General features: G+C 39.5%; 17 protein-coding genes. 5 read left to right on the forward strand and 12 right to left on the reverse strand.

The features are described from left to right. Window positions 1–93: 93 nt before the first annotated feature. Entirely contained in the window at window positions 94–1,209 is a 1,116-nt protein-coding gene (locus FNLLGLLA_RS08755) for an efflux RND transporter periplasmic adaptor subunit (protein ID WP_156697300.1), read from the reverse strand. 111 nt (window positions 1,210–1,320) lie between these two features. On the opposite strand from FNLLGLLA_RS08755, the gene FNLLGLLA_RS08760 reads away from it, so the two are divergent. Next, the gene (locus FNLLGLLA_RS08760) at window positions 1,321–2,172 is read left to right on the forward strand and encodes an aldo/keto reductase (RefSeq protein WP_156697301.1); all 852 of its coding nucleotides are present in this window, start codon (window positions 1,321–1,323) and stop codon (window positions 2,170–2,172) included. A 156-nt stretch (window positions 2,173–2,328) separates the two neighbouring features. On the opposite strand, the gene FNLLGLLA_RS08765 is transcribed toward FNLLGLLA_RS08760, so the two are convergent. The 3 genes from FNLLGLLA_RS08765 to FNLLGLLA_RS08775 form a co-directional block, all read right to left on the reverse strand. Then, entirely contained in the window at window positions 2,329–2,667 is a 339-nt protein-coding gene (locus FNLLGLLA_RS08765) for a branched-chain amino acid transporter permease (RefSeq protein ID WP_021148604.1), read from the reverse strand. Then, a complete protein-coding gene (locus FNLLGLLA_RS08770; RefSeq protein WP_008602239.1) occupies window positions 2,660–3,325 on the reverse strand; it encodes an AzlC family ABC transporter permease in 666 nt (221 codons plus the stop codon). Before FNLLGLLA_RS08770 ends, FNLLGLLA_RS08765 begins: the two co-directional genes overlap by 8 nt. Window positions 3,326–3,512: 187 nt before the next feature. Further along, entirely contained in the window at window positions 3,513–4,679 is a 1,167-nt protein-coding gene (locus tag FNLLGLLA_RS08775) for an iron-containing alcohol dehydrogenase (RefSeq protein ID WP_156697302.1), read from the reverse strand. A gap of 261 nt (window positions 4,680–4,940) precedes the next feature. Here FNLLGLLA_RS08775 and FNLLGLLA_RS08780 point away from each other — a divergent pair, with 261 nt between their 5' ends. Then, window positions 4,941–5,759 (forward strand): MetQ/NlpA family ABC transporter substrate-binding protein, encoded by an 819-nt coding sequence (locus FNLLGLLA_RS08780; protein WP_004694891.1) that lies wholly within the window; start codon window positions 4,941–4,943, stop codon window positions 5,757–5,759. Between the two features lie 72 nt (window positions 5,760–5,831). On the opposite strand, the gene FNLLGLLA_RS08785 is transcribed toward FNLLGLLA_RS08780, so the two are convergent. From FNLLGLLA_RS08785 to FNLLGLLA_RS08810, 6 genes are all read right to left on the reverse strand, one after another. Next, window positions 5,832–6,647, reverse strand: coding sequence for a nitroreductase family protein (locus tag FNLLGLLA_RS08785; protein ID WP_004698259.1), 816 nt, complete (start codon window positions 6,645–6,647; stop codon window positions 5,832–5,834). 864 nt (window positions 6,648–7,511) lie between these two features. After that, window positions 7,512–9,065 (reverse strand): nitrite/sulfite reductase, encoded by a 1,554-nt coding sequence (locus tag FNLLGLLA_RS08790; protein ID WP_156697303.1) that lies wholly within the window; start codon window positions 9,063–9,065, stop codon window positions 7,512–7,514. A 249-nt stretch (window positions 9,066–9,314) separates the two neighbouring features. Next, window positions 9,315–10,706 carry a cation:dicarboxylate symporter family transporter gene (locus tag FNLLGLLA_RS08795; RefSeq protein ID WP_008602231.1) on the reverse strand — a complete coding sequence of 464 codons (1,392 nt, stop codon included), beginning with the start codon at window positions 10,704–10,706 and terminating at the stop codon, window positions 9,315–9,317. A gap of 176 nt (window positions 10,707–10,882) precedes the next feature. Next, window positions 10,883–11,611, reverse strand: coding sequence for a LutC/YkgG family protein (locus FNLLGLLA_RS08800; RefSeq protein ID WP_004698205.1), 729 nt, complete (start codon window positions 11,609–11,611; stop codon window positions 10,883–10,885). After that, the gene (locus FNLLGLLA_RS08805; RefSeq protein WP_004694882.1) at window positions 11,611–13,056 is read right to left on the reverse strand and encodes a LutB/LldF family L-lactate oxidation iron-sulfur protein; all 1,446 of its coding nucleotides are present in this window, start codon (window positions 13,054–13,056) and stop codon (window positions 11,611–11,613) included. Before FNLLGLLA_RS08805 ends, FNLLGLLA_RS08800 begins: the two co-directional genes overlap by 1 nt. Window positions 13,057–13,068: 12 nt before the next feature. After that, window positions 13,069–13,806, reverse strand: a complete 738-nt coding sequence (locus tag FNLLGLLA_RS08810; RefSeq protein ID WP_004698263.1) for a (Fe-S)-binding protein — start codon at window positions 13,804–13,806, stop codon at window positions 13,069–13,071. Between the two features lie 523 nt (window positions 13,807–14,329). Here FNLLGLLA_RS08810 and FNLLGLLA_RS08815 point away from each other — a divergent pair. Beyond that, complete coding sequence (locus tag FNLLGLLA_RS08815) at window positions 14,330–16,045, forward strand: S-layer homology domain-containing protein (protein WP_156697304.1); 1,716 nt, start codon at window positions 14,330–14,332, stop codon at window positions 16,043–16,045. A gap of 183 nt (window positions 16,046–16,228) precedes the next feature. After that, window positions 16,229–17,599 (forward strand): S-layer homology domain-containing protein, encoded by a 1,371-nt coding sequence (locus FNLLGLLA_RS08820; RefSeq protein ID WP_123138145.1) that lies wholly within the window; start codon window positions 16,229–16,231, stop codon window positions 17,597–17,599. Between the two features lie 93 nt (window positions 17,600–17,692). On the opposite strand, the gene FNLLGLLA_RS08825 is transcribed toward FNLLGLLA_RS08820, so the two are convergent. Together FNLLGLLA_RS08825 and FNLLGLLA_RS08830 are read right to left on the reverse strand one after the other, a co-directional pair. Next, window positions 17,693–18,538, reverse strand: coding sequence for a polysaccharide deacetylase family protein (locus FNLLGLLA_RS08825; RefSeq protein ID WP_156697305.1), 846 nt, complete (start codon window positions 18,536–18,538; stop codon window positions 17,693–17,695). An 11-nt stretch (window positions 18,539–18,549) separates the two neighbouring features. Next, complete coding sequence (locus tag FNLLGLLA_RS08830) at window positions 18,550–20,628, reverse strand: OPT family oligopeptide transporter (RefSeq protein ID WP_004698162.1); 2,079 nt, start codon at window positions 20,626–20,628, stop codon at window positions 18,550–18,552. A 576-nt stretch (window positions 20,629–21,204) separates the two neighbouring features. On the opposite strand from FNLLGLLA_RS08830, the gene FNLLGLLA_RS08835 reads away from it, so the two are divergent. Continuing rightward, window positions 21,205–22,560, forward strand: coding sequence for a class II fumarate hydratase (locus FNLLGLLA_RS08835; protein WP_004698284.1), 1,356 nt, complete (start codon window positions 21,205–21,207; stop codon window positions 22,558–22,560). Window positions 22,561–22,609 lie beyond the last annotated feature (49 nt).

Consider the following 22,609-nt stretch of genomic DNA (forward strand, 5'->3'; position numbering starts at 1 on the left):
TCTGAGGTTACCGTCGTTATCGGTAAAAGTTGAATATAGCCAAATATTCATTAGGCTCTTCATAATACTCTATTGAAGTCACTTAATTTGTAGTTATAATTTTACAGATTCCCCTAATTCAAAGGTACCATCTGTAGTGATAACCTTATCACCTTCATTTAGGCCAGAAATAATCGCTACATCATCATCTACTGTAGTACCCACTTCAACAACACGTACGTCAACGGTATTATTTTCAGTTAACACATATATGTACTTGCCATCTTGGTTTTCACGAACCGCCTTAGTTGGAACGGTCAGCATCTTGGCTTTCACATTAGATTCAATAACGAGTGTATAGAATTCACCAGCCTTGATTAGGCCTTTCTCATTATTGAAAGTGGCTTTCACAAGAACACTTGGCACATTTTCAGGTTGAGTAATATCTACGTAAGTCAATTCACCTGGTAATTCTTGGTCACCTACCTTGAGAAGTACCTTCATGCCATTCTTCGCTTCAGGTGTACCTAATTTCATAGCCGCATCACGAGGAATGCTGAGGGATGCAACCATCGGCGTAGATTGCTGAATCATCATAAATGGACGGTCTGCAATCGCCATTTGACGGTCTTCGTTATAGATAGATGTTACAGTACCTGCTATAGGAGCCACGATTGTAGATGCCGCCATCTGAGCCGATACTTGTGCGATTTGTGCCTCAATGGCTGCCGTATTGATGCCTCCGCCACCACCGGTTGTAACTGTTGTAGTTTGTGGTTGAGATCGTTCCAAAATACGATCATATTCTTTTTGTGTGATTATGCCCGCTTCACGCATGCGTTGAGCCTGTTCCAGTTGAGTACTGTCTATAGATGCTGCAGTCGTAGTCGTCACAGCTGTGGCATATGATTGTGATTGGGCTTGCGCTAATTGTCCTTGCAAGGATGCTAGCTGTTGTTGTAAAGCCGATGTATCTACAGTTGCCACAGTTTGACCTTGCTGTACTTGATCGCCTACTTTCACGGCATACACGACCTGCCCCGTCAAGGTCGGCGTTATCGTCGCTTTATTAAGGGCCGTTACATTGGCATCATTATGAATCTGCAACGGCATATCCTTGTACGTTACCTCTGCGACGGATACGGTTTTCGTACCACATCCCGCAATAGCGAGTGTCATAATCATAACACCAAGGATAGCAATTACAGAGCAAAAACGATTTATTTGCATTCTGTCACTTCCTATCATATTGATTTTTATCAATACCTTAGTATATCATAAAATCAGTTAGAATTGTATGAAAGCTAATTCCTTTAATTTATGGATATAACGGAGGTTCTCATGGAAGAACGGATGGACTTTAGGATTTTAAATAATGGTAGCTTCATTCCCTCCATCGGTTATGGTACCTATAAAACAGGTACCGAAGGAGAGACTGAACAAGCTGTTGCTAATGCACTTAGCGTAGGCTATCGTTTACTCGATACGGCCGCCTATTATGGCAATGAAGAAGCCGTGGCTAAAGGAATCAGAGCATCTGGTATCAAACGAACAGATATAATCATCACTACTAAAATTTGGCACACCGATGCAGGCTACGATAATACGATGCGTGCTGTTGAAAGCTCCTTAAAGAAACTAGATACCAATTATATTGACATCATGCTCGTTCACCAACCTTTGGGCGATTACTACGGCTCTTGGCGCGCCATGGAGGAGTTATACGACCAAAATATATTGCGTGGGTTAGGTCTTTCTAACTTTTATGAAGACCGATTAATCGACTTGCTATATCACTGTAATGTAAAACCTGTAGTGAACCAAATTGAATGTCACCCATTCAACCAACGCCAAGCTCTTATACAATTGATGAGAAAGCATCAAGTTGTAGGCATGGCATGGTCTCCATTTACCCGTGATCGCCAACCGATTTTTGATCATCCTATCATCAAAAGCTTGGCTGAAAAATACGGTGTAACAAAGCATCAAATCATCTTGCGTTGGCATATTCAACGAGGCATCATTCCATTGCCAAAGGCCAATAACGTGAGCCATATGGAAGCAAACTTCGATGTATTCGATTTCAAACTCACCAACATCGACATGGACGTTATGGAACTATTAGACCAACGATCCTTCTTGGAAAATCATCATACTGCGCCTGGTCTTGAAAGGCTGTTACAACTCAAATAAAACGTAATATACTAATTAAATACTAAGTAACATGCATTGTTGATAACAATTACAATAAATATAACAATCATGCCATCACGATAAGAAAAATAGTATTTGTAAAAATAAAACCACGTATATCTAACCTTTCATAAGAATAGATATACGTGGTTTATTTTATTTTGTCACATTAAATATAGCTTGTACAAGAATCATATAAATTACTGTACCAGCAGCAATCGATATGAGCATGTTACGTTTCCATAAATGTAAACCTACCGTAACAACCAAGGCTATGAGCTCCGGAATACCGTACGGATATGCTAACACGACAGTCTCTTTAAAGGTATATACAACGAGCATGCCCATAACAGCGGCTGGTAATGCCTTACCTAAAAATAGTACAAAATCTGGTGCTTTTTTTCCTGGAGGAAATACGAGGAAGGCTCCAAATCGGGTAAGTAATGTACCGGCTACAACAATGGCAACAGTAATGACCATTTCTGTACTAGTCAAGATGTACACCTCCCCACTTGTACGCTACATAACAGACGAAAAGCATACATGTCATAGACAGCAGCATAAAGAGTGATTTACCAACCAATACAAGCATGATTAATGCCATTAGTACCCCAGCTACGCCAAAGGCTCTAATCTTATTATTCTTCGCATTGAGTAGCATTTCAAGGAATACCGCAATAAATAGCCCTGGCAATACGAAATCGATGCCCCGTAAATCTACGTCAGCCAATAAATCACCAAATAGACCACCTACAAAGGTGCTAAATACCCAAAATATATAGTTAAGCCAAGACACGTGGAAGTAAAACCACTTTTCATCTACATCATCTGGCAGCTTCGTTCCCATGTTGATGGCAAAACTTTCATCACACATCCAAGCAATAGTGGGGAACCATTTCCACCCCATATGAATATAACGTTGGAGCGCAGACAAACCGTAGAAGAAGTGACGACCATTAACAAACATGGTCAGTACAAACGCATTAATAGGATCAAATCCAGCCACCAACATGCCAATCGTCACAAACTCCATGGATCCCGCAAAAATAGTAGACGCCAAAACAGGCGCCGTCCACCAAGGCAGCCCTTGGCTCGTAGCATATAAACCAAAGCCTAAACCAATAACAAATAAGCTTATGCCCATAGGAGCCATAATAGGAAAAGCAAAAGAAAAAGCACTTTGACGCTTTATCTCATTCAAGGGACTATCTCCTTTCAATATCGTATAATCAGTCGTCAATCATCAATCATCAATCATCAATCATCAATCATCAATCATCAATCATCAATCATCAATCATCAATCATCAATCATCAATCATCAATCATCAATCATGTCGATTATAAAGCACGTGTTAAAATTTCGCGAGCCACTTCTGGTGTTATGTCACCTTTTTCACCAAGTTGTGTCATGCCATGGTCTTTTAATTGCTTCACAACTGTATCCACAGCTTCTACACCAATACCATAGTCTTTCAAATGCGTAGATACGCCAAGGGACTCGAAGAATTCACGAGTTTTAGCGATGGCCTTGTCCGCTTTTTCTTCGTTTGTACCTTCTGTAATATGCCATACCCGTGTAGCATATTGTGCCAATTTTTCAAGTTTGTCTGCTTTTTTCACTTCTAACAATGCAGGTAATACGATAGCCAATGTAATACCATGGTCAAGATGGTACGCCGCAGTTAACTCATGGCCAATCAGATGAGTTGCCCAGTCTTGTGGCACGCCGGCACCAATTAAACCATTTAATGCCAATGTAGAGGCCCACACGTGGTTAGCACGAATATCGTAGTTTTCTGGATTTTCTACTGTTTCTTTGCCGATTTCAATCATAGTTTTTAAAATACCTTCGCTGAAACGATCTTGAATACGACCTTCTACAGGGTATGTTAAATACTGCTCTGTGGTATGCACAAAGGTATCGATAACGCCATTCTTAACTTGTCTTTCAGGCAAGGTGAAAGTCAATGTTGGATCAAGCATGGAGAACTTAGGGAATACTAAGCTACTGAATACAGGGTATTTACCGTCACCATAAGTAATAACTGCACCATTGTTCATTTCGGAACCAGTTGCAGGTAGTGTCATAACTGTGCCAAATGGTAATGGATTTGGTACCATGTCTACCGGAACCTCTGGCACACCAACTTTCATTACCTCAATAACGGGACCATCATAGGTAGCACCCATAACGATAAGTTTTGTAGCATCTACTACAGAACCGCCGCCTACAGCGAGAACGAAATCTACGCCATGTTCTTTAATGAAAGCTACCGCACGTTCACAAGTTTCAAGAGATGGGTTTGGCTCAATACCACCAAACTGCTCAACCTTGCGGTTACCAAGAGCTTTCACAATGCGATCAATAAGACCACTGTGCACAGCGGAGCCACCACCATAAGTAATGAGCACCTTTGCATCCTTTGGTACCAATGTATCTAATTCATCTAAACGGTCTTTACCAAATACGATATGTGTAGGGTTATAAAAATCAAAATTATACATACATCCTCCATTAATCCGACATATAGATATATGAATCCATATTAGAATTATACAAAAATATTTAAAATATAAATTTACTACCTAGCGATCACACATTCAATATAACACATTAATCAATATATTATATTGAATTGTATTATAAATGAGCTAGAATTTCACCATAGTTTTAATCTATAGCTAACTGATATGCTTTTATCATATACAAATCCCCTTCATCCATGATAGGATATAACCATTATAAGACTTGAAAGGGATGATTATATGAAATTAAAAACATTGTTAGCACCATTACTTATCGGTGCTCTTGCATTTGCTATCGCTGGTTGTGGTAGTACATCAAATCAATCAACACAAACACAAAAAGAAATCAAAATAGGTGCTACATCTGGTCCTCATGCACAAGTAGCTGAAGCTGTAGCAAAAGAAGCTAAAAAACAAGGAATCGATCTTAAAGTAGTTGAATTCTCAGACTATGTAACACCTGATAAAGCCCTTGCAGATGGCGATATTCAACTGAATGCTTATCAACATGTACCATTTATGGAAAACTTTAACAAACAAAATGGTTCCAACTTAGTAGCAATCGGTAAAACAATTTTGGTGCGTATGGGCTTATATAGTAATAGTGTACACAGCGTACAAGATGTACCTGAAGGCGCTACTGTTTCTATCCCAAATGACCCTACTAATGGTGGTCGTGCATTAGCATTATTAGCTAAAGCTGGATTAATTACGTTAAAAGATGGTGTCGGCTTCAAAGCAACAGTTGCAGATATCACATCTAACCCGAAGAATATAAAGATTCAAGAACTAGAAGCAGCTCAATTACCTCGTAGTCTAGATGATGTAACAATTGCAGTTATTCCAATGAACTATGTGCAAAGTGCTGGTCTTAGTGTAGAAAAACAAGGTTTCTTCTTCGAATCTAAAGATGAACCACTAACAGTTATCGTACTTGCAGTTCGTAGTGAAGACAAAGACAACGAAACATACAAAAAAATTGCAGATATTTACAAATCTGATGCTATTAAACAATACATCGACGAAACATTCAAAGGCACTATTACAACTGCCAATTAATAAAGTTTATATCGTCACTATATAACTAAAAAGAGATACCCCAATGATTACAATCATTGGGGCATCTCTTTTTTACTCTTCTGTATCAAATGTAACATCTAATGGTTGACGCTCTACAATATTGCGATATCGTACTTTAGGATATCCCATAAGAATGCCACCAGCTACAATTTTATCATCAGGTACACCTAATTCATCTAATAATGGTTGGTATTCAGCTTCTCCAGCATGTTCAAAAAAGCCTGCCCAACAAGTACCAAGGCCTAAAGTCGGCGCATATAGCTCAGCATAAGACAAGCAAGAGTGACCACTATCATGGGTACGATGAATATCTTTTTTAGAGCCAATTGCCACGACGAGAGCCGGCGCATCGCGCAAGATATACTCCTTGCCTTTATCTACTTCTGCTTGAGCCGCACGAGCATAAAGGCGCATAATTGGCACTGTTTTTGCAGCTAAATGCATCCACTCTAGAACGAGATCAGCAATACGGCGTAACGTTTGTTTATCTCGGATTACTATATACGAAATACCTTGTGTGTTAGTTGCTGTTGGCGCCATTCTTGCAACGTTTAGCACTTTGCGAATGAGCTCTACAGGGACTGGTTTATTTTGATAGTTACGAATAGAGCGACGACTACGCATAAATAGTTCAGCTTGCTCAGGCGTTAACTTAGGTTCCTTTGTAATATCGATTTGCTCTTTACGCGGTGTCATATCGCTATCAAGAGCAAGCGTTGGGCATACGGAAATACAATGCCCACAGGAGATACAACCTCCCCTGCCAGTTACAGGTCCAGCATCGGACATCACCAGCAATCCTGTCGGACAGTCAGCAACGCAAAGGCCGCATCGTGTACAGACTTCTGTATTGACGGTAAATAACATCTGAATATCCTCCAAATACTACTATAAAGCCTATTATAACATACAAAATCAAGTCATATCTAGTTTTAAACAATTATTCTAACTGTATTGGGACTCAACTAACATTTGTTCATTTGCTTTTAGGATGGGGCCCCGTCTCGTTAATACAACTTGGTAAAAAAAGTAAGAATACGCTTGCTTGCTCCGTTCTTCGCAAAGTCGCTGCACAAGCGTATTCTTACTTTTTTATCACTGTATTTATAAAGATGTCCCATCCAAAAGCGTAAATAATCTAGCTAATACTTATGTAGCCCCATTACAATTACACCTTGAAACAAATCATAGAAAACACTATCATTTTACACATTATAATAAACTTTATAGTAGTGACGCCATGCCCACCGTGACGGAAGGACTAGCCTACGGCTAGTCTTGATAGTAATTTAGTCAAAATTACTTGGCCGTCTCTCCCCTCCCCCTATTATATAAAAGCAGATTGAGTAAATATCCAATGTAGCTTGTGATGGGGCTACTCTGTATATTAGCAGAGTAAGTCGCTTGCTATGGGACTAATTTACATCAGGTGTTATAAAAATGAAACTGGATACCCCTGCAGCGACTTTACGAAGGACGGAGCAAAGAAATACCTAGTTTTCTAAAAGCTTCCCCCATCATATAAAAGCATATTGAGTAAATATCAGATGTAGCTTGTGATGGGACTGGTTAATAGCAGACGCTCAAATAATAAAAAGAGTTCCCTATGCAGCGACTTTGCGAAGAACGGAGCAAAGAGGGAACTCTTTTTATTATTTATTAAGTTGTCGCAATCTAAGTGGGCCCCATCACAAGCAACCCAAACATATTTACGCAAATGCTTTTACATATTTACTCAAATGCTTTTATAAGTTCCATGTATTGCGCTTTGTGTGTCATTCTCCATGTCCCAAAGTCTGGTTCTGGGGATTCGTTCAGAATATTTGCCAAAGATTCCAAAAATTCTGGAATTTTTGTAGCTACAATATTGCCGGCCATTTTACCGAAGTTTTCAGAGCCCATGTGTTCTGAGCCACCGTCTACAAGAATAAATGCTACCATAGGTTTCTTATCTACTAATTTTACAGCACCATGGAAGCCAATTTCGCCGATTTGGTGTGTACCACAGGAGTGTGGGCAACCAGATATATGTAAACGAGGTAGTTTTCTTGTATCTACGCCCTTTTCTTCAAGGTGTGCGAAGATATCTTTCAAAAGACCGTTAGAGTCTTGCATTCCAATCTGACATATAGTAGAACCAACGCAAGATACGGAACGGCGGAAATCATTTTTAGCACTGTCATCAGTTAATTCCGCAATTTTGCGTGCTTCATCAGCGGTGAGATTGATGAAGAACAATGCTTGGTCTGGCGCAATACGTGCTTCTACTTGATCAAGTGTCACCGCATAGTCAAGGGCCGCCAGCAAGTGTTCAACGTTCGCATCGCCACCTGCCGGATGATATTCTACATAGTATAACCCGTCTTGTTTTTGACGGTGAATACGATAATTTTCCACAGAATCATCACGCTTACCAGTTTTTGTAATTTCATAAGCGTAATCAGCCGGATTAATACTTAGGTGTTCTACTTCTTTTACCATAGCTAGGGTTTCTTCATAGATCTTGATGAAAGCTTCCGCCCCACCCATTTCAGCAGGCATGTAACGAGTACGAGCCTTACCGCGGTTTTTGAAGTTACCATGGTTAGCAAAGACCATAAGCATAGCTTTCACATGGTACAAAACATCCTCAGGCGCTACATCATGTGCCACCGGAATACCAATACGAGGATTAGGACCAATACCGCCACAAGCATACACATCAAAAGTATTGTGTTTTGTTAAATTAAAACCTAGGTCCTTGAACGTAGAATGTGGGGTACTATCAAAACCATTATCTATGCCCATTTTAAATTTGCGAGGAATCTTGATATAGAACATTTGCTCCATAAGAAATTCGCTAATTGCTGTTGCATACGGCGTAATATCTAGAGTTTCACGAGGATCAATGCCGCGTAAAATACTAGCCACCACATTGGGATTATCACCACCAGCACCACGGTTGTAAATACCGTGATCATAACATTCCTTATAGAGCTTTAATATTGTATCACCATCGAGGCCGTGCATTTGTAAGCATTGGCCGGTAGTGAAATGTACGTGTTGTAGGTTATATTTACGAATGGAGTCCGCTAAAAACTGCATGTGCTCGCGCGTCATGCGGCCACCATTGAAACGCCAACGGCTCATACCAGTATTTGCACCGCGCTCAGCGTAACTACCATAGGCACCAGACTGTCCTTTATAATCTGCAATAGATAGTTCTTTCTTATAGAACTTATGTGTCATATCCTCAAACTTTGGATAATCTGCAATTAATCGATCTTTCAACTCTTGTGTAATCATACTATTACCCTCTTGGCTTATATTTATTAAGCATAATTCGTAACTTTATAACGCTTAGTATACCATATATGCATAAGTATATTAGTAGCTAAGCTCACAATTTCAATACCGATTCTTAATAATATAGTTTACAATCTGTAATAATTATCACTTTTAAAAAGGCAAAAGAAGCTGTAACCAAATGTGGTTTTACCACATTCAGCTACAGCCCCTTTTTATAATAATTATATGATTAAGTGTTGCTAGTTTTTATACGCGACCTTCGTTAGGATTATTGTATGCATCCTTATCGATGGTTCCCATAATTTTGTCTACTACCAAAGCATTTGTTAATGACCCAGATACGTTCAAACATGTACGTCCCATGTCAATCAATGGATCGATAGCTAAAATTGGGCTAATGGAGGTGAAGTACGCTCCAAGTCCTGTACCACTAAGGGATACAGATGCCGCCATTGTAGCCGTACCTGGCACGCCTGCGATACCAACAGAACCAATAGCAATAACGATAACACTCATGATATACATAGTCATATCGAATGGAATATTGGCTACATTAGAGATGTACACCACCACAAGTGCTGGGAACACGCCCGCACAACCTTGCATGCCCGCAGTAGTACCGAAGGAAGCTACTGTATTAGCAGTTGTAGCATTTACACCAAGACGTTTTGTCAAAGTCTCTACAGTTAATGGCAATACCCCCATCGAAGAACGAGAAGTGAACGCCAATAAGAGTGGTGCTTTCGCTTTCTTGAAGTATGTAATCGGATTGTAGCCAAAGCTAGTAATCAAGATTGCTTGTACAACAAACATAATCAAAAGACCAACGTAAAGCAATACTACGAACAAGCCCATATCAAGAATAGCTTGTACACCGCGTGTTGCCAATGTAGAAGCTAACAAAGCAACTACACCATATGGCATAAGACCAATGATGAAATCAGCTACCCAAGAAATCAATTGGTGAAGTTCATCAAATAGTTTTGTGAACACCTCCATAGAGTTTGTCCCTGTTTGTTTTAACAGACGAGCTACGCTACCCAAAATAATTGCAAATACAACAATGCCGATAACATTTGTTTCAGCAGCCGCTTGAATTGGATTGCTTGGAATTAGTGCTCGGAATGTGTCAACCATAGGTTTGATTTCACGAATCTTCTTACCAGATTCAACAATATCAAAACCTTGACCTAAACCGAAGGCATTCCCCAAAATTAGGCCGACTATAGCAGCAACGGCTACCATGCCGAGATTTGTAGAAATCATAGCAACTACTAACTTTTTAAGGTTAGCACCTGCCTCCATGTGCAAAATAACGTGAACAATAGAGATAAAAACGATAGGAATAACAAGCATGCGGATTAAGTCGATGAAACCGCCCCCTACGAGAGAGAACCACTTTGTACTTTCCTTGATGTAAACCACTTTGGATGGATCATCAGGGAAGCCTGCAATAATTTGGACCGCTATACCAAGTACGGCACCAGCAATAGTACCAATAATAACAAGATTACCGAAGGATGTGCCCTTGCGTTGCAATACATAAATACCAATTAACACGAGCACAAACACCGCGATAATACCAATACTTAGTGGATTGCTTAACATGAGGTAATCTGTAAAGAATGGAATATTCATAATACACCTCTTTAATTCATATCACAACAATAGGTTATGAACTTAGTATAGCATATATCGAAAAAAATACAAGTATAATATTTAATTTTTGGTAACATTTAATGTATTCTGTAATATATACACCAAAAAGGCGATTTTCCAGAAGAAAATCGCCTTTAGTAAATCTAGCTATTATATTATCTGTTAACTAAGATATAAGTTACTTGGATAGGACCATGAGCACCATCTACAGTTACCAATTCGATATCTGCCGTACGGGACGGACCAGAAATCAAGCAGATATTTGTAGGGAACTTAGCTGGATCGTTGTGATACCGTTCAGCCAAATGTTCCATTGTTTGTGTCATGCGAGGGTTGATTGTATCAGTATACAACACAGCAATATGTGTTGTAGGCAACAAGCTAATCGCACGGCCAGAGTCCTCACCAGAAGCTTGTACTACAGTAGCAGTCTCCGCAATACCGCAGTATGGGAATGTAATACCAATATCAGCATTAGCAGTATTAGAAATACATTCTTCACGACCTTTAGCTGGATCCCATTGGAAGTATGTACGAGTGCCACCATTATTAGCTGCATCTTGTTCGAACAATTCTTTTAATTTATATTCTTCTACTTCAGGAGAGCTTGGGAATACAATTTTACCGTTTCCCCAGTCTTCGATAGCTGCAAAAATTGTTTCACCTAGTTTGTCAGGTGTAGTTTCAACGAATTTTGTACCAACACGTTGACATTGTTCCTTAAACATTGTCAAAATTTGATCCCGACTCAAATCTTGGAACATAGTTTCTTGAGGACCATGGCTATAATCAAAGCCTTCTACAAAAGCAGGGCACATTTCTTGATCACGGCCTAATGCACGAGATAAACGTGCAATAAATTGATTACGTTTAGCTACATCCATTATTTTTTCTCCTTCTTCTTGTTCTTTTCATGTTCAGCATATAAATCACGGAATTTCTTGAATTTCAAGGAACCCAACTCTTTAGACTTAGTCCAACCGTTCATAACTGGAATAGCTTGAGTCCATTCAGGCATGTTACCTTCTTTATTACTAATTAAGTTCATACCGATAGCACCAGCTTTTGTGCCAAGATCAAATAATGTTGCATTACCGAACATCTTAGCAGCTGCTGTGAAGATAGCTTCTTCTGCTTTTGGACGAGTCTTTTCAATATCAGCCATGATATGACGGTGCTCCATCAACAATTCATGCAATGGAATAGCTACTGGACAGTTTTCTGTACATGCACCGCATAATGTAGAAGCATATGGAAGATCGCCGGCTACATCGTAACCTTTGAATAATGGAGTCAATACAGCACCCATCGGACCTGGATATACAGAACCATATCCATGACCGGAAACGTGACGGTATACAGGACAGATATTCATACATGCACCACAACGGATACAACGTAGCATTTCTTGGAATGTACCACCCAAGATGCCAGAACGGCCGTTATCAATAATGATGATATGAGTTTCTTCAGGACCATCAGCTTCACCAGGACGCGCAGGACCAGTCATCATGGAGAAGTAGTTAGAAATCTTAGAACCTACTGCAGAACGGTTCAACATTTCCATCATAACATCAAGAGCTTTGAAATCAGGAACAATACGTTCTGTACCTAAGAAAATTAATTGAGTCTTAGGAATAGAACTAGCCATACGACCGTTACCTTCGTTGGAAACGATTGTACATGTACCAGATTCAGCAACTGCAAAGTTACAACCATTAACACCTACATCAGCTTTTAAGAAGCGCTCACGTACATAACCACGTACAAAGTGAGTCATTTCCGTAGGGTTTTCAGTTCCTGTATAACCTAATTTTTCAGCAAAAATTTCACGGATTTTGTTACGTTCAAAATGAAGACCTGGTACTACGATGTGAGATGGAGGACTTACTGCAGTTTGCAAAATAAATTCAGCCAAGTCAGTTTCGTTAACTTCAATACCAGCTTCTTCTAATACTTCGTTCAAACCAATTTCTTCAGTTAAGATAGTTTTGGATTTAACGATCATTTTTGCTTCGCGTTGGCGAAGGATATCTAATGCAATTTGAGTCGCTTCTTTGTCATCGAACGCAAAGTGAACTTTAGAACCAGCTTTTTCAGCATTGTCAGCAAATTGACTTACATAGTAATCCAAGTTGTTAAGTACGTGATCGCGAATTTTAGCCGCTTCAGCGCGGAAATCTAACCATTCAGGAACATCCGCAACTACTGTATTACGTTTATCATAAAACACGTCTTGTGCTTTTTTAATAGCTGCAACTTTGAAATCGTCAGCCAAACATTCTTTTATACGTGTTTTATAGGGGCGATTGTCATATATAAGTGCCATGTCGTCTCCTCCTTAACGGCAGTTTAAGATTTCAGCAATATGCATAACTTTGATACGGCGATCAATTTCGCCTTCTTTATGAAGACGATCAAGCATACCAGCGATGTTCATTAAGCACGCTTGGTCAGAACCGGAGATAACGTTGGCACCTGTGCCAGCAATTTCCAATGCTTTTTCGCGTGTCATAACTTCACTGATTTCAGGGTTTTTAACTGAGAAAGTACCGCCGAAACCACAGCAACGATCTGCACGTGGTAATTCAATCAAGTTGATATCTTTAACGTTTTTAAGGAGTTTGAAAGGAGGCTCTTTAATGCCCATCAAACGAGTTACGTGGCAAGATGTATGGTATGTAACAGATTCGTTAAAACGAGCCCCTACATCTTCAACACCTAATACGTCAGTAATAAATTGAGTGAATTCGTAAATTTTACCACTCAATCTTTCTGCGCGCGCCAACCACTCTGGTTGATCTTTTAAGAAATGATGATATTCATCGCGGATTGCAAAAGCGCAAGAACCGGACATGCTGACTACATATTCAGCGTTCTCAAAGCATTCGATTGTATTCTTAATTGCGTCCATAGCCGCGTCATTATAACCGGAGTTAGTGAACATTTGTCCACAGCATACTTGTTTCTTAGGTACTACAAGCTCACAACCTAATCTTTCAAGTACTTCTACACCAGCCATACCTACATGAGGGTAGAACATGTCAATCAAACACTGTTGGAAAAGATGAATTTTCATATTATCTTCCTCGTCTTTTCTAGTACTTAACCTAATAAAAAATTTTGATATGTATGTGTTATGGCAATTTTTAGTAGTGAATTTTTCGACTAAATTTCTGCCCTGAACATTACTTATGCTTTCAAATAAATATTCAAAAGCTCATCGCTATAATTATAAATTAATCATGTAGATATTGTCCAAAGAATTGCTATATTCGTATGTACCCTTTTATTTCTTATATCGTTATGACTTTTTGTAATAACAAACATTGAATTTTATCACATCTATTATTTCATTTATCATTTTTTCTTGTAAAAGCCCCATAAAATCTAGATTTTGCGAATGTTTATCATTTTGCATTTTTAACTACTAGAAAATCAACTTTTATCTATATTTCATTCTATATTTATATAATGGTACTCAAATTTTCAAATTCATGTAAGTTTTATCCTTATAGATTACATTTTCTTATAGTAGTGTATAAATTTAAAAAGTGTTATAATTTATTTTATATAAGTATAGTTTGAAAGGAGCCCTTTTCATGAAACTAAATAAATTATCTTTGTCTTTAGCAATTACATTGGCCCTTGGTTCTACATTCAGCATGGCTCACGCTGAAACAACTGCGACTCATATAAAATCCGAAGTATCTAATGTGGCTACTAGAGCTGAGGTATCTGCTAAAGCGGATGAACACCGTGTTGATACATCTGTTAAAAACGATGCTAAACGTATTGATACATCCGTCAAAAATGATGCTAAACATGGTAGTACAGTTGTAAAACGTGATGCAAAACATGCTGATGCATCCGCTAAAAACGCTGCTAAACGCACTGATACATCCGTAAAAAACGATGCTAAACGCGTTGATACTTCTGTAAAAAATGACGTTAAACGCATTGATACTTCCGTAAAAAATGATGTAAAAGAAGATGCTGCAAAAGTAGAAGGTAAAAAAGCTGTAAAAACTAAAGAAAACTTACCTACTGGTGTATACCCTGACACAAAAGATAACTGGGCTCGCGATGCTATCCAAGCAATGACACAAGCTGGTTACCTTTCCGGTTATGCTGATAATACATTCAAACCTAGTGCACAAATTACTCGTGAACAAGCAGCTGCTATTTATGGCAAAGTGCTACAACACAACTTAAACGAACAAGAATTAGCAGAGATTGCAACAAAAGAATCCTCTACCTCCTACTCTGACGTGGAAGCAGATCGTTGGTCTAGCTCTGCTATTAAATTAGTTAGTGCTGCAGGCGTAATGGAAGGCACATCTAAAACAGCTTTCACACCTAGCAAAACTATGGACCGCGAACAATTCGTTGCATCTGCTGCTAGTCTAGCTAAAAAATTGAATCTTTCTACACCTGTAAAAGCAGAAAAAGTAACATTCAAGGACGAAGCTAGCATCTCCTCTGCTTACTTGGCAGATATCCAATACATGGCACAACGAGGCATCGTAGCATCTGGGGCAACAGAAAACTTTAACCCTAAACAACCTGTAACTAGAGCACAAGCGGCAACAATCTTAAATCGTATGCTTAATGGTGCTGGCCTTGCAACACCAAAACACACTACAACTGAAGCTAAAGCTGAAACAGCTGTAAAAGAAGATGCAAAAAAAGCTGATACAGCATTAGAGAAAGATACATCTAAAGTAAGTAAAGACGCTAAAAAAGATGTAGCTAAAGCTGATAAAGCTGTAAAATCTGATGCAAAAAAAGTTGAAAAAGACGTAAAAGGCAATAAAGATGCTGCAGTAGCTGAAAAAGCTGAACCTACTCGCACCGTTCGCCCTGTTCGTCGCAGCACATTAAAAGCACTTGATCAAAAACAACAAGCTGCATTAGAAGACAAAGTATTTTCTGAATTAAATAAAACTTATAAAACAGAAGATGCATTCCAAAATTATGGCGTAATGTACTGGCGTGACAATCAATTACACGTAGCTTTGAAAACAGACAGCGATATTTCCACAGTAAAAGCTAACCTTGCAAACCGTGGTGATTCTACTGTAAATAACTATGTTGTAGTTGAATCCTCCCAATACAGCCAAGCTGAATACGATGCAATCGATACAAACTTCCGCAACTACTACAACAAAAATGAAAAAGCAGGTACAATTCTAGCTACATTCCCTGATGTAGAAAATAACCAACTTTACGCAGTTGTATCTACAGCATCTAAAGAAACACAACAAGGAATCTCTAAATTATTCGGTTCCAAAGTAAAAATGACAGTAAAACGCTAATCGGCGTTACACTTAACCAGCCAAGGCAGCGTATACTCGACAGTACTACGCTGCTTTGTTGTATATCACTATGCATGCCAACTAATTGACTATGATGCGACGGATATAACTTTTTATGCTGGTGAAAGTTTATATTCTACGGCTATCAAGCGCTAGCCTTTACCATGATTAGGAAGGATTTTTATGTACAAGAATACCCCTCACGCATTACGTGCCCTCGTACTCGGCACATTATTGACTACAACAGGCCTTGGTTTTGCTTCTGCAAACACAACCACTACAACTCATACTCCTGCAACTACTGTTGAAGCCACTAAAATGGAAACAACTAAAGCACCAATGGCTAAAACAGATGCTACGAAGATGGAGACTACTAAAACAGAAGCTGCTAACGTTAAATCTACTAATACCGCATCACCTGCAATTGTAAACACCTCTATCGGTATACCTCAAGATATTCAAAAAATCCGCGCCCACATCTTTACAGATGTGCCTAGTGATTTTTGGGCAGCTAACTCGATTAGCACTGTAACAAAAGCAAACCTAATGAAGGGGTATTCCGATGGTACATTCCGACCTAACCAACCTATGACACGTGAAGAAGTAGCAGCGCTCTTCAACAATATTACGGATGATGGTACAGCCGCCTTCTTATCAAGTAAATTTAAAGATATTACATCTGACCGTTGGTCTGCTCTTGCTATTGAATCTGTAGCTCGCAAGAATATCATCAGCGGCTATGGTGATGATACTTATAAACCTGAGAAATATATGTCCCGCCAAGAGTTTGCGGTAGTAGCAGATAACTATATCCATTACTTAGGATATACCACTGAAGACCCAACAGTTCTTGATAATATAGCCTATGGAGACCAAAAATTTGTGGCTCCTTGGGCACAAGATGCCGTTCGCGAGCTTGCCTATCTTGGGTTCACAAACTACGCTCCAGGTACATTGTTTAACCCTGAAAAATATGTAACTCGTGCAGAAGCGGCGGAAATTGCGTACCGCATGACACAAACAGAACAAGCACTTGCCTTCCACAATACATTGTTCAAGCAACAAGTAGAAAACAAAACAGCTAATATCATCGACAAAGCATTAGGCTATGGCAATGATTTCACCAAATTCCGTCAAGACGGAGCTCTATTCTGGGAGGCAGGCCAATTACATGCATCTTTAACGGATCAAAAGAAAACTGACCTTGTTTCCAAAGCGATTACAGAGGCTCATGATCCACAGCTAGATAGAACTGTAGTCGTATCAAAAGGTAAATTAAATCAGGCCCAACTAGAGGAGTATCAATCCGATGCCATCGCCCTTTACCAACAAAAAGAACCTCAAGGAAAGATCCTTTCCATCTCCCCAAATACTGATACGAGTGCCCTTCTCATTACCGTTGATTCTATTCAAAAATCGACGTTGAAAGCATTTAAAAAGAAATTCCATGATAATGTATTCTTACAGTTACCACCGGAACCGCTTACAAAGTCAGACGGAAACATTCAATTCCCATTACCACCACGCGTAAACTATTATAACGACAAACAATAATATAGATAAAAAAGAACCGCCCCCTTAGGAGCGGTTCTTTTCACAATTAAACAGCTGTTACTATACACACATAATCGAATTTACACAGTTCGATTATTTTTTTGTTACATCATTTTCGCGGTCACGCAAGATACCAACTGGTACATATACCGTACCTGCGCTATGGATTGAATCCACATCTTGTTGCAAGATCATTACAACGGAATAATCATCTGTTGTGTAGAATTCAGTAGGCATTTTATCGATATTTACATCGCCACCTAATTTATCTTTCACATCTTGATTATTATTAATTGCATTCACCAGTTCTTTTTTATTAAGACCACCAAGATCGTACAAGGACAATTGTCGACCTGTTGTGGTGTTAAATGTGAAGCCTTTTACATAGTTTACACCATTGGCATCATGATCACGCATAGTATATGTGTGAATCAATACGCTGAAAATACCGTTTTTATCTGTTTTAACATCATAGTACATAACTACATTTGTTTTATCAGATTCTTTAGCATTTAACTTTTCTACATCATTTTGTATTTTAGAAACATACTTTTTGATGGTCGTATTGATTGCTTTTTCTACTGCAGGGCTAACAGATTTAACCTCTGGGAATACTAAATCCAAATGATCTGTAGTAGATTCCACAGGTGATACAGCAACCTCTTTACGATCCATATAACGGTCCGCATTTGGAGCTACCACTTCAACTGCATTACGATCTACTTTAGACGCTTTAGAGCGCAACGCACGATTCTGCTCAGGTGTAGCAGTACTAGAAATACGATATGTTAAATCATTACGATTTACACGTTTCGCATTTGTTTGATTTGCTTGTACATTTACAGTATCTTGCGTTACAGGTATTACTTCGCTTGCTGCGAAGGAGGCTACTGGCAATGCAGCAGCCATAATGATGAGTACAGACTGTTTTAATTTCATTGTTTAACCTCTTATTGTTCTTGCTCAGCTTTCATAGCAAGAGCTTCTTCTTTATTGAACTTGTGTGTAACAACACGGCGAACAAGATAGAGACCAGCAAATATGAATGCAAGCAATCCTAACCATTGTGCTGTGCTTTCAAATTCAGGACCTACTAATTCAAGTGGAGCTTCCCCACCACCAGTTGTAACAGACAATACAATAATAACAGCTATGATTACACCAATCAAGCTTTCACCAACGATCAGACCAGAAGCAAAGAGAACACCGCGGCGATTGGATTGCTCTACATCGTAGTCAGCAAGCTCACCGGCACGCATTTTAGCACGAGCTACAAGATAACGACCTACGAAGTAGCTGATGAAAGAACCAATAATAAGCGGTACTTCTAAAGTAGGCGGTAAATAAATACCCATACCAACAGCCAATGGAGGCAATGTTAAGGTAGCAGTTGTGCTCTTGAGAATCAAGTTGACGATAATAGCCACAACACCAACGCCAACACCAATTAAGATATAATCCCAATCCATGCTAGAGTTGAAGATACCTTGTGCAATGGTAGTCATCAAAGTCGCTTGAGGAGCAGATAATGCAGCGTTTGGATCCATTTCAGCACGTGGTAACGCACCTGTGAAACCGTATGCTTGGTAAAGCAAGTTAAGAACTGGAGCAATTGCAATGGCACCGGCTACAGAACCAAGTAACAAGGCAATTTGTTGACGCCAAGGTGTAGCACCAACGAGTTGGCCAGTCTTTAAATCTTGTAAATTATCATTAGAAATAGATGCAATCGCAATAACTACGGATGTCATAAAGATAGCCATAGCAGTAGCGAACTGAACACCTTCTTGTGTAGCAAATAAATTATTTTCCGCTGCGATAAAGTATACAACTAAGGAAGAAATAATAGTCGCTAAAATACCGATACCAGAAATTGGAGAAGCAGATGTACCGATAAGGCCTGCCATATAGCCACATGCTGCAGCCACGAAGAAGCCAATCAATAAAGCTACTACGATACCTACTACAACGAGTGTCCACATTAAACCTGCACTAATAGGTACGACAGATACGAAATCCCAGAATGTAAATACTAAGCCAATAAGAATAAGTATGAATACACCTAAAACGGATTTTGTACTCATATCTGTATCCATACGATGCAATTCACGTTCTGCGGAGCTGCTATTCATGGATTTAACAGAAATTTTCATACCTTCGATGATAGGTTTGATTAAGGTAATCAAAGTCCAAATCGCAGCAATACCAATAGCACCAGCACCGATGAAACGAACTTTAGATTTCCAAATAGCCATTGCAAACTTAGCAGTAGCACCGCCATCTGGAGCAAACATGTTAGTGAAGTAAGGCACGAAGCCAGCCCATGCGATGAGTACACCGACGAGGATAGCGATACCAGAAGCGATACCGATAAGGTAACCAGCACCTAACAACGCTGTAGAGAAGCCCAAAGGAATTTGAGTAATACCTTTGCTACCTACAGGAATCCAGAAGCTCATGCTATCGCCAAGTACTTTGAAACCATTTGCACAAAGGCTAATAAGACCAGCTACAAAGCCACCGGACACGATGTCTGTCATACCGGAGCTAGATTGAGGGCCTTGTTCACCATTGTGAGAGCCAACCTTCAAAATTTCTGCTGCTGCACGACCTTCAGGATATGGTAGATCGCTATTCACTACCATGGCACGACGCAATGGAATGGTGAATAATACACCTAGAGAGCCACCACAGGCACAGAGCAAGAATGTTTGCCAGAATGGAAAGCCATTCCAATACCCAAGCATGAGTAAACCTGGCAAAATAAAGATAATGGCGGACAATGTACCAGCCGCAGAAGCCTGCGTTTGTACCATGTTATTTTCAAGAACATTAGAATCCTTGAAGAACCGTAAAATTGCCATTGAAATAATAGCTGCCGGAATGGATGACGAGAACGTCAAACCTACCTTCAAACCGAGATATACGTTAGACGCTGTAAAAATAACAGTAATCAATGCACCAAGTAGCATCCCACGTAACGTCAGTTCCGGCAGATGAAGGTCATGGCTCGTAAAGTCATGTTTCATAAGTACTTACCTCCTCTGTGAAATCATAAACTTAAAACAATATACTAAGCTACTTCCATTTTATCGTGTTAAAGCGATGATTTCAATATATATGCGACATTTATAATGTATACATATGAAAATTATAAATTTAAGTTTTCCCACAAATATCTTGAAAGGTCTATTCTGTATCCAAAATACTTTATTAAGCGTGGTAGCCCTCCAAAAGCCTCCAAAGCCACCCACCCTGCTTCGCAGGGCCGCTAAGTCGTTTTTGGAGGACCCCCACGCTAATATATACCTAATCGTTTACCCTAAGAATAGACCTTTCATTATTCACCAAATGAAATATTTAATTTATAATTTTTCTACATATAACGCATTATCAATCTTACATATAGATTGAAATCATAAAGTATGGAGAGAAGGAAAGCACAATATACTTCCCCTTTCTTATATGCGCATTATGCATATACACCTATCAATTATATGAAAATAGAAATCATTCTCTTTTATTCTGTACAAATATACAGGATTTTATATAATTAAAGTACCGACAGTAGGGTCGGCATGTCTTTTAAGGAGGTTGTAAACATTATGGAAACAAGAATTGAATATGATTCAATGGGACCAGTCGAAGTCGACGCTAGACGAATTTACGGACCTCAAACGCAACGCTCGTTCAATAATTTTAAAATCGGTGACCACCGCATCCCTATTGAACAAATCAAGGCGCTTGCGCTTGTAAAAAAAGCATGTGCTTTAACCAATGCAAAGTGTGGCGCAGTAACTGAGGAAAAAGCGAAACTCATCGCTCAAGTAGTAGATGAAATCGTGGATGGCAAATGGGATGAAGAATTCCCGTTAACCGTATTCCAAACAGGCTCTGGCACACAAACTAACATGAATGTGAACGAAGTCATCGCTCACCGAGCTAAACAGTTAGATGAATCCAATCCACTTCATCCTAACGACGATGTAAACCGCGGCCAAAGTACAAACGATACATTCCCTACGGCAATGCATATCTGTGCATACTTTGAAATTACAAAACGCGTAATTCCTGCATTGGACGGCCTTATCGGATCCTTTGAAAAATTGCAAAAAAAAGGAAAAGGATTGCAAAAAGTTGGTCGTACCCACCTACAAGATGCTACTTTTATCATGGTAGACCAAGAAATTAGCGCCTTTGTGGACGGCCTAAAAACTGCCAAAACTATGCTCCTTCAAAATGCTGACCACCTCCTCGACGTAGCACTCGGTGGTACTGCGGTCGGTACAGGTGTGAACACACCTAAGGGCTATCTAGACGTTATGGAAACTGTATTGCCAGAGGTAACAGGTGCTCCATTCCGTGTTAAGAATAACAAATTCCAAGGACTTGCTCTCAAAGATGCATTTATGATGGCTCACGGTGCACTTAACACATTAGCGACTACCCTATTCAAAATCGCTAACGATGTGCGCTTCTTAGGCTCTGGCCCTCGCTGTGGCTACGGCGAATGGCATCTTCCTGAAAACGAACCGGGCTCCTCCATCATGCCAGGCAAGGTAAATCCTACTCAATGTGAAGCTTTGACCATGGTATGCGCCCAAGTATTCGGCCACAATACAACTATGACGCTCTGTGCAGGTAGCGGTGCGTTCCAATTGAACGTATACATGCCTATCATGATCTATGACTTTGTTGAAAGCTGTCGCCTCCTCGCAGACGCTATGAACTCTTTCACAACACACTGCATCGACGGCGTAGAATTTGTACCTGAAAAGCTCAACTTCTTCGTAGAACAATCTCTCATGATTGCTACATCCTTAACACCATATATTGGCTACGACAAGAGCGCCAAGGTGGTAAAAGAAGCGTACAAACGCGGTTGCTCTATTAAAGAAATCATCTTGGAAGAAAAACTCATGACCGAAGACGAATTTGCCGAAGCAGTTCGCATGAAATAAAATCTCTCTCATATCTATGACATATCTGTAACATCCTCTCATACCTCAA

This window comes from Veillonella parvula, assembly GCF_902810435.1.
In the GTDB taxonomy this organism is placed as follows: Bacteria; Bacillota; Negativicutes; order Veillonellales; family Veillonellaceae; genus Veillonella.

Excerpts from the sequence above, each read along its gene's own strand:
- FNLLGLLA_RS08755 (WP_156697300.1), bottom strand. The coding sequence starts at position 1,209 with ATGCAAATAAATCGTTTTTGCTCTGTAATTGCTATCCTTGGTGTTATG.
- FNLLGLLA_RS08760 (WP_156697301.1), top strand. The coding sequence starts at position 1,321 with ATGGAAGAACGGATGGACTTTAGGATTTTAAATAATGGTAGCTTCATT.
- FNLLGLLA_RS08770 (WP_008602239.1), bottom strand. The coding sequence starts at position 3,325 with ATGGCTCCTATGGGCATAAGCTTATTTGTTATTGGTTTAGGCTTTGGT.
- FNLLGLLA_RS08775 (WP_156697302.1), bottom strand. The coding sequence starts at position 4,679 with ATGTATAATTTTGATTTTTATAACCCTACACATATCGTATTTGGTAAA.
- FNLLGLLA_RS08780 (WP_004694891.1), top strand. The coding sequence starts at position 4,941 with ATGAAATTAAAAACATTGTTAGCACCATTACTTATCGGTGCTCTTGCA.
- FNLLGLLA_RS08785 (WP_004698259.1), bottom strand. The coding sequence starts at position 6,647 with ATGTTATTTACCGTCAATACAGAAGTCTGTACACGATGCGGCCTTTGC.
- FNLLGLLA_RS08790 (WP_156697303.1), bottom strand. The coding sequence starts at position 9,065 with ATGATTACACAAGAGTTGAAAGATCGATTAATTGCAGATTATCCAAAG.
- FNLLGLLA_RS08795 (WP_008602231.1), bottom strand. The coding sequence starts at position 10,706 with ATGAATATTCCATTCTTTACAGATTACCTCATGTTAAGCAATCCACTA.
- FNLLGLLA_RS08800 (WP_004698205.1), bottom strand. The coding sequence starts at position 11,611 with ATGGATGTAGCTAAACGTAATCAATTTATTGCACGTTTATCTCGTGCA.
- FNLLGLLA_RS08805 (WP_004694882.1), bottom strand. The coding sequence starts at position 13,056 with ATGGCACTTATATATGACAATCGCCCCTATAAAACACGTATAAAAGAA.
- FNLLGLLA_RS08810 (WP_004698263.1), bottom strand. The coding sequence starts at position 13,806 with ATGAAAATTCATCTTTTCCAACAGTGTTTGATTGACATGTTCTACCCT.
- FNLLGLLA_RS08815 (WP_156697304.1), top strand. The coding sequence starts at position 14,330 with ATGAAACTAAATAAATTATCTTTGTCTTTAGCAATTACATTGGCCCTT.
- FNLLGLLA_RS08820 (WP_123138145.1), top strand. The coding sequence starts at position 16,229 with ATGTACAAGAATACCCCTCACGCATTACGTGCCCTCGTACTCGGCACA.
- FNLLGLLA_RS08825 (WP_156697305.1), bottom strand. The coding sequence starts at position 18,538 with ATGAAATTAAAACAGTCTGTACTCATCATTATGGCTGCTGCATTGCCA.
- FNLLGLLA_RS08830 (WP_004698162.1), bottom strand. The coding sequence starts at position 20,628 with ATGAAACATGACTTTACGAGCCATGACCTTCATCTGCCGGAACTGACG.
- FNLLGLLA_RS08835 (WP_004698284.1), top strand. The coding sequence starts at position 21,205 with ATGGAAACAAGAATTGAATATGATTCAATGGGACCAGTCGAAGTCGAC.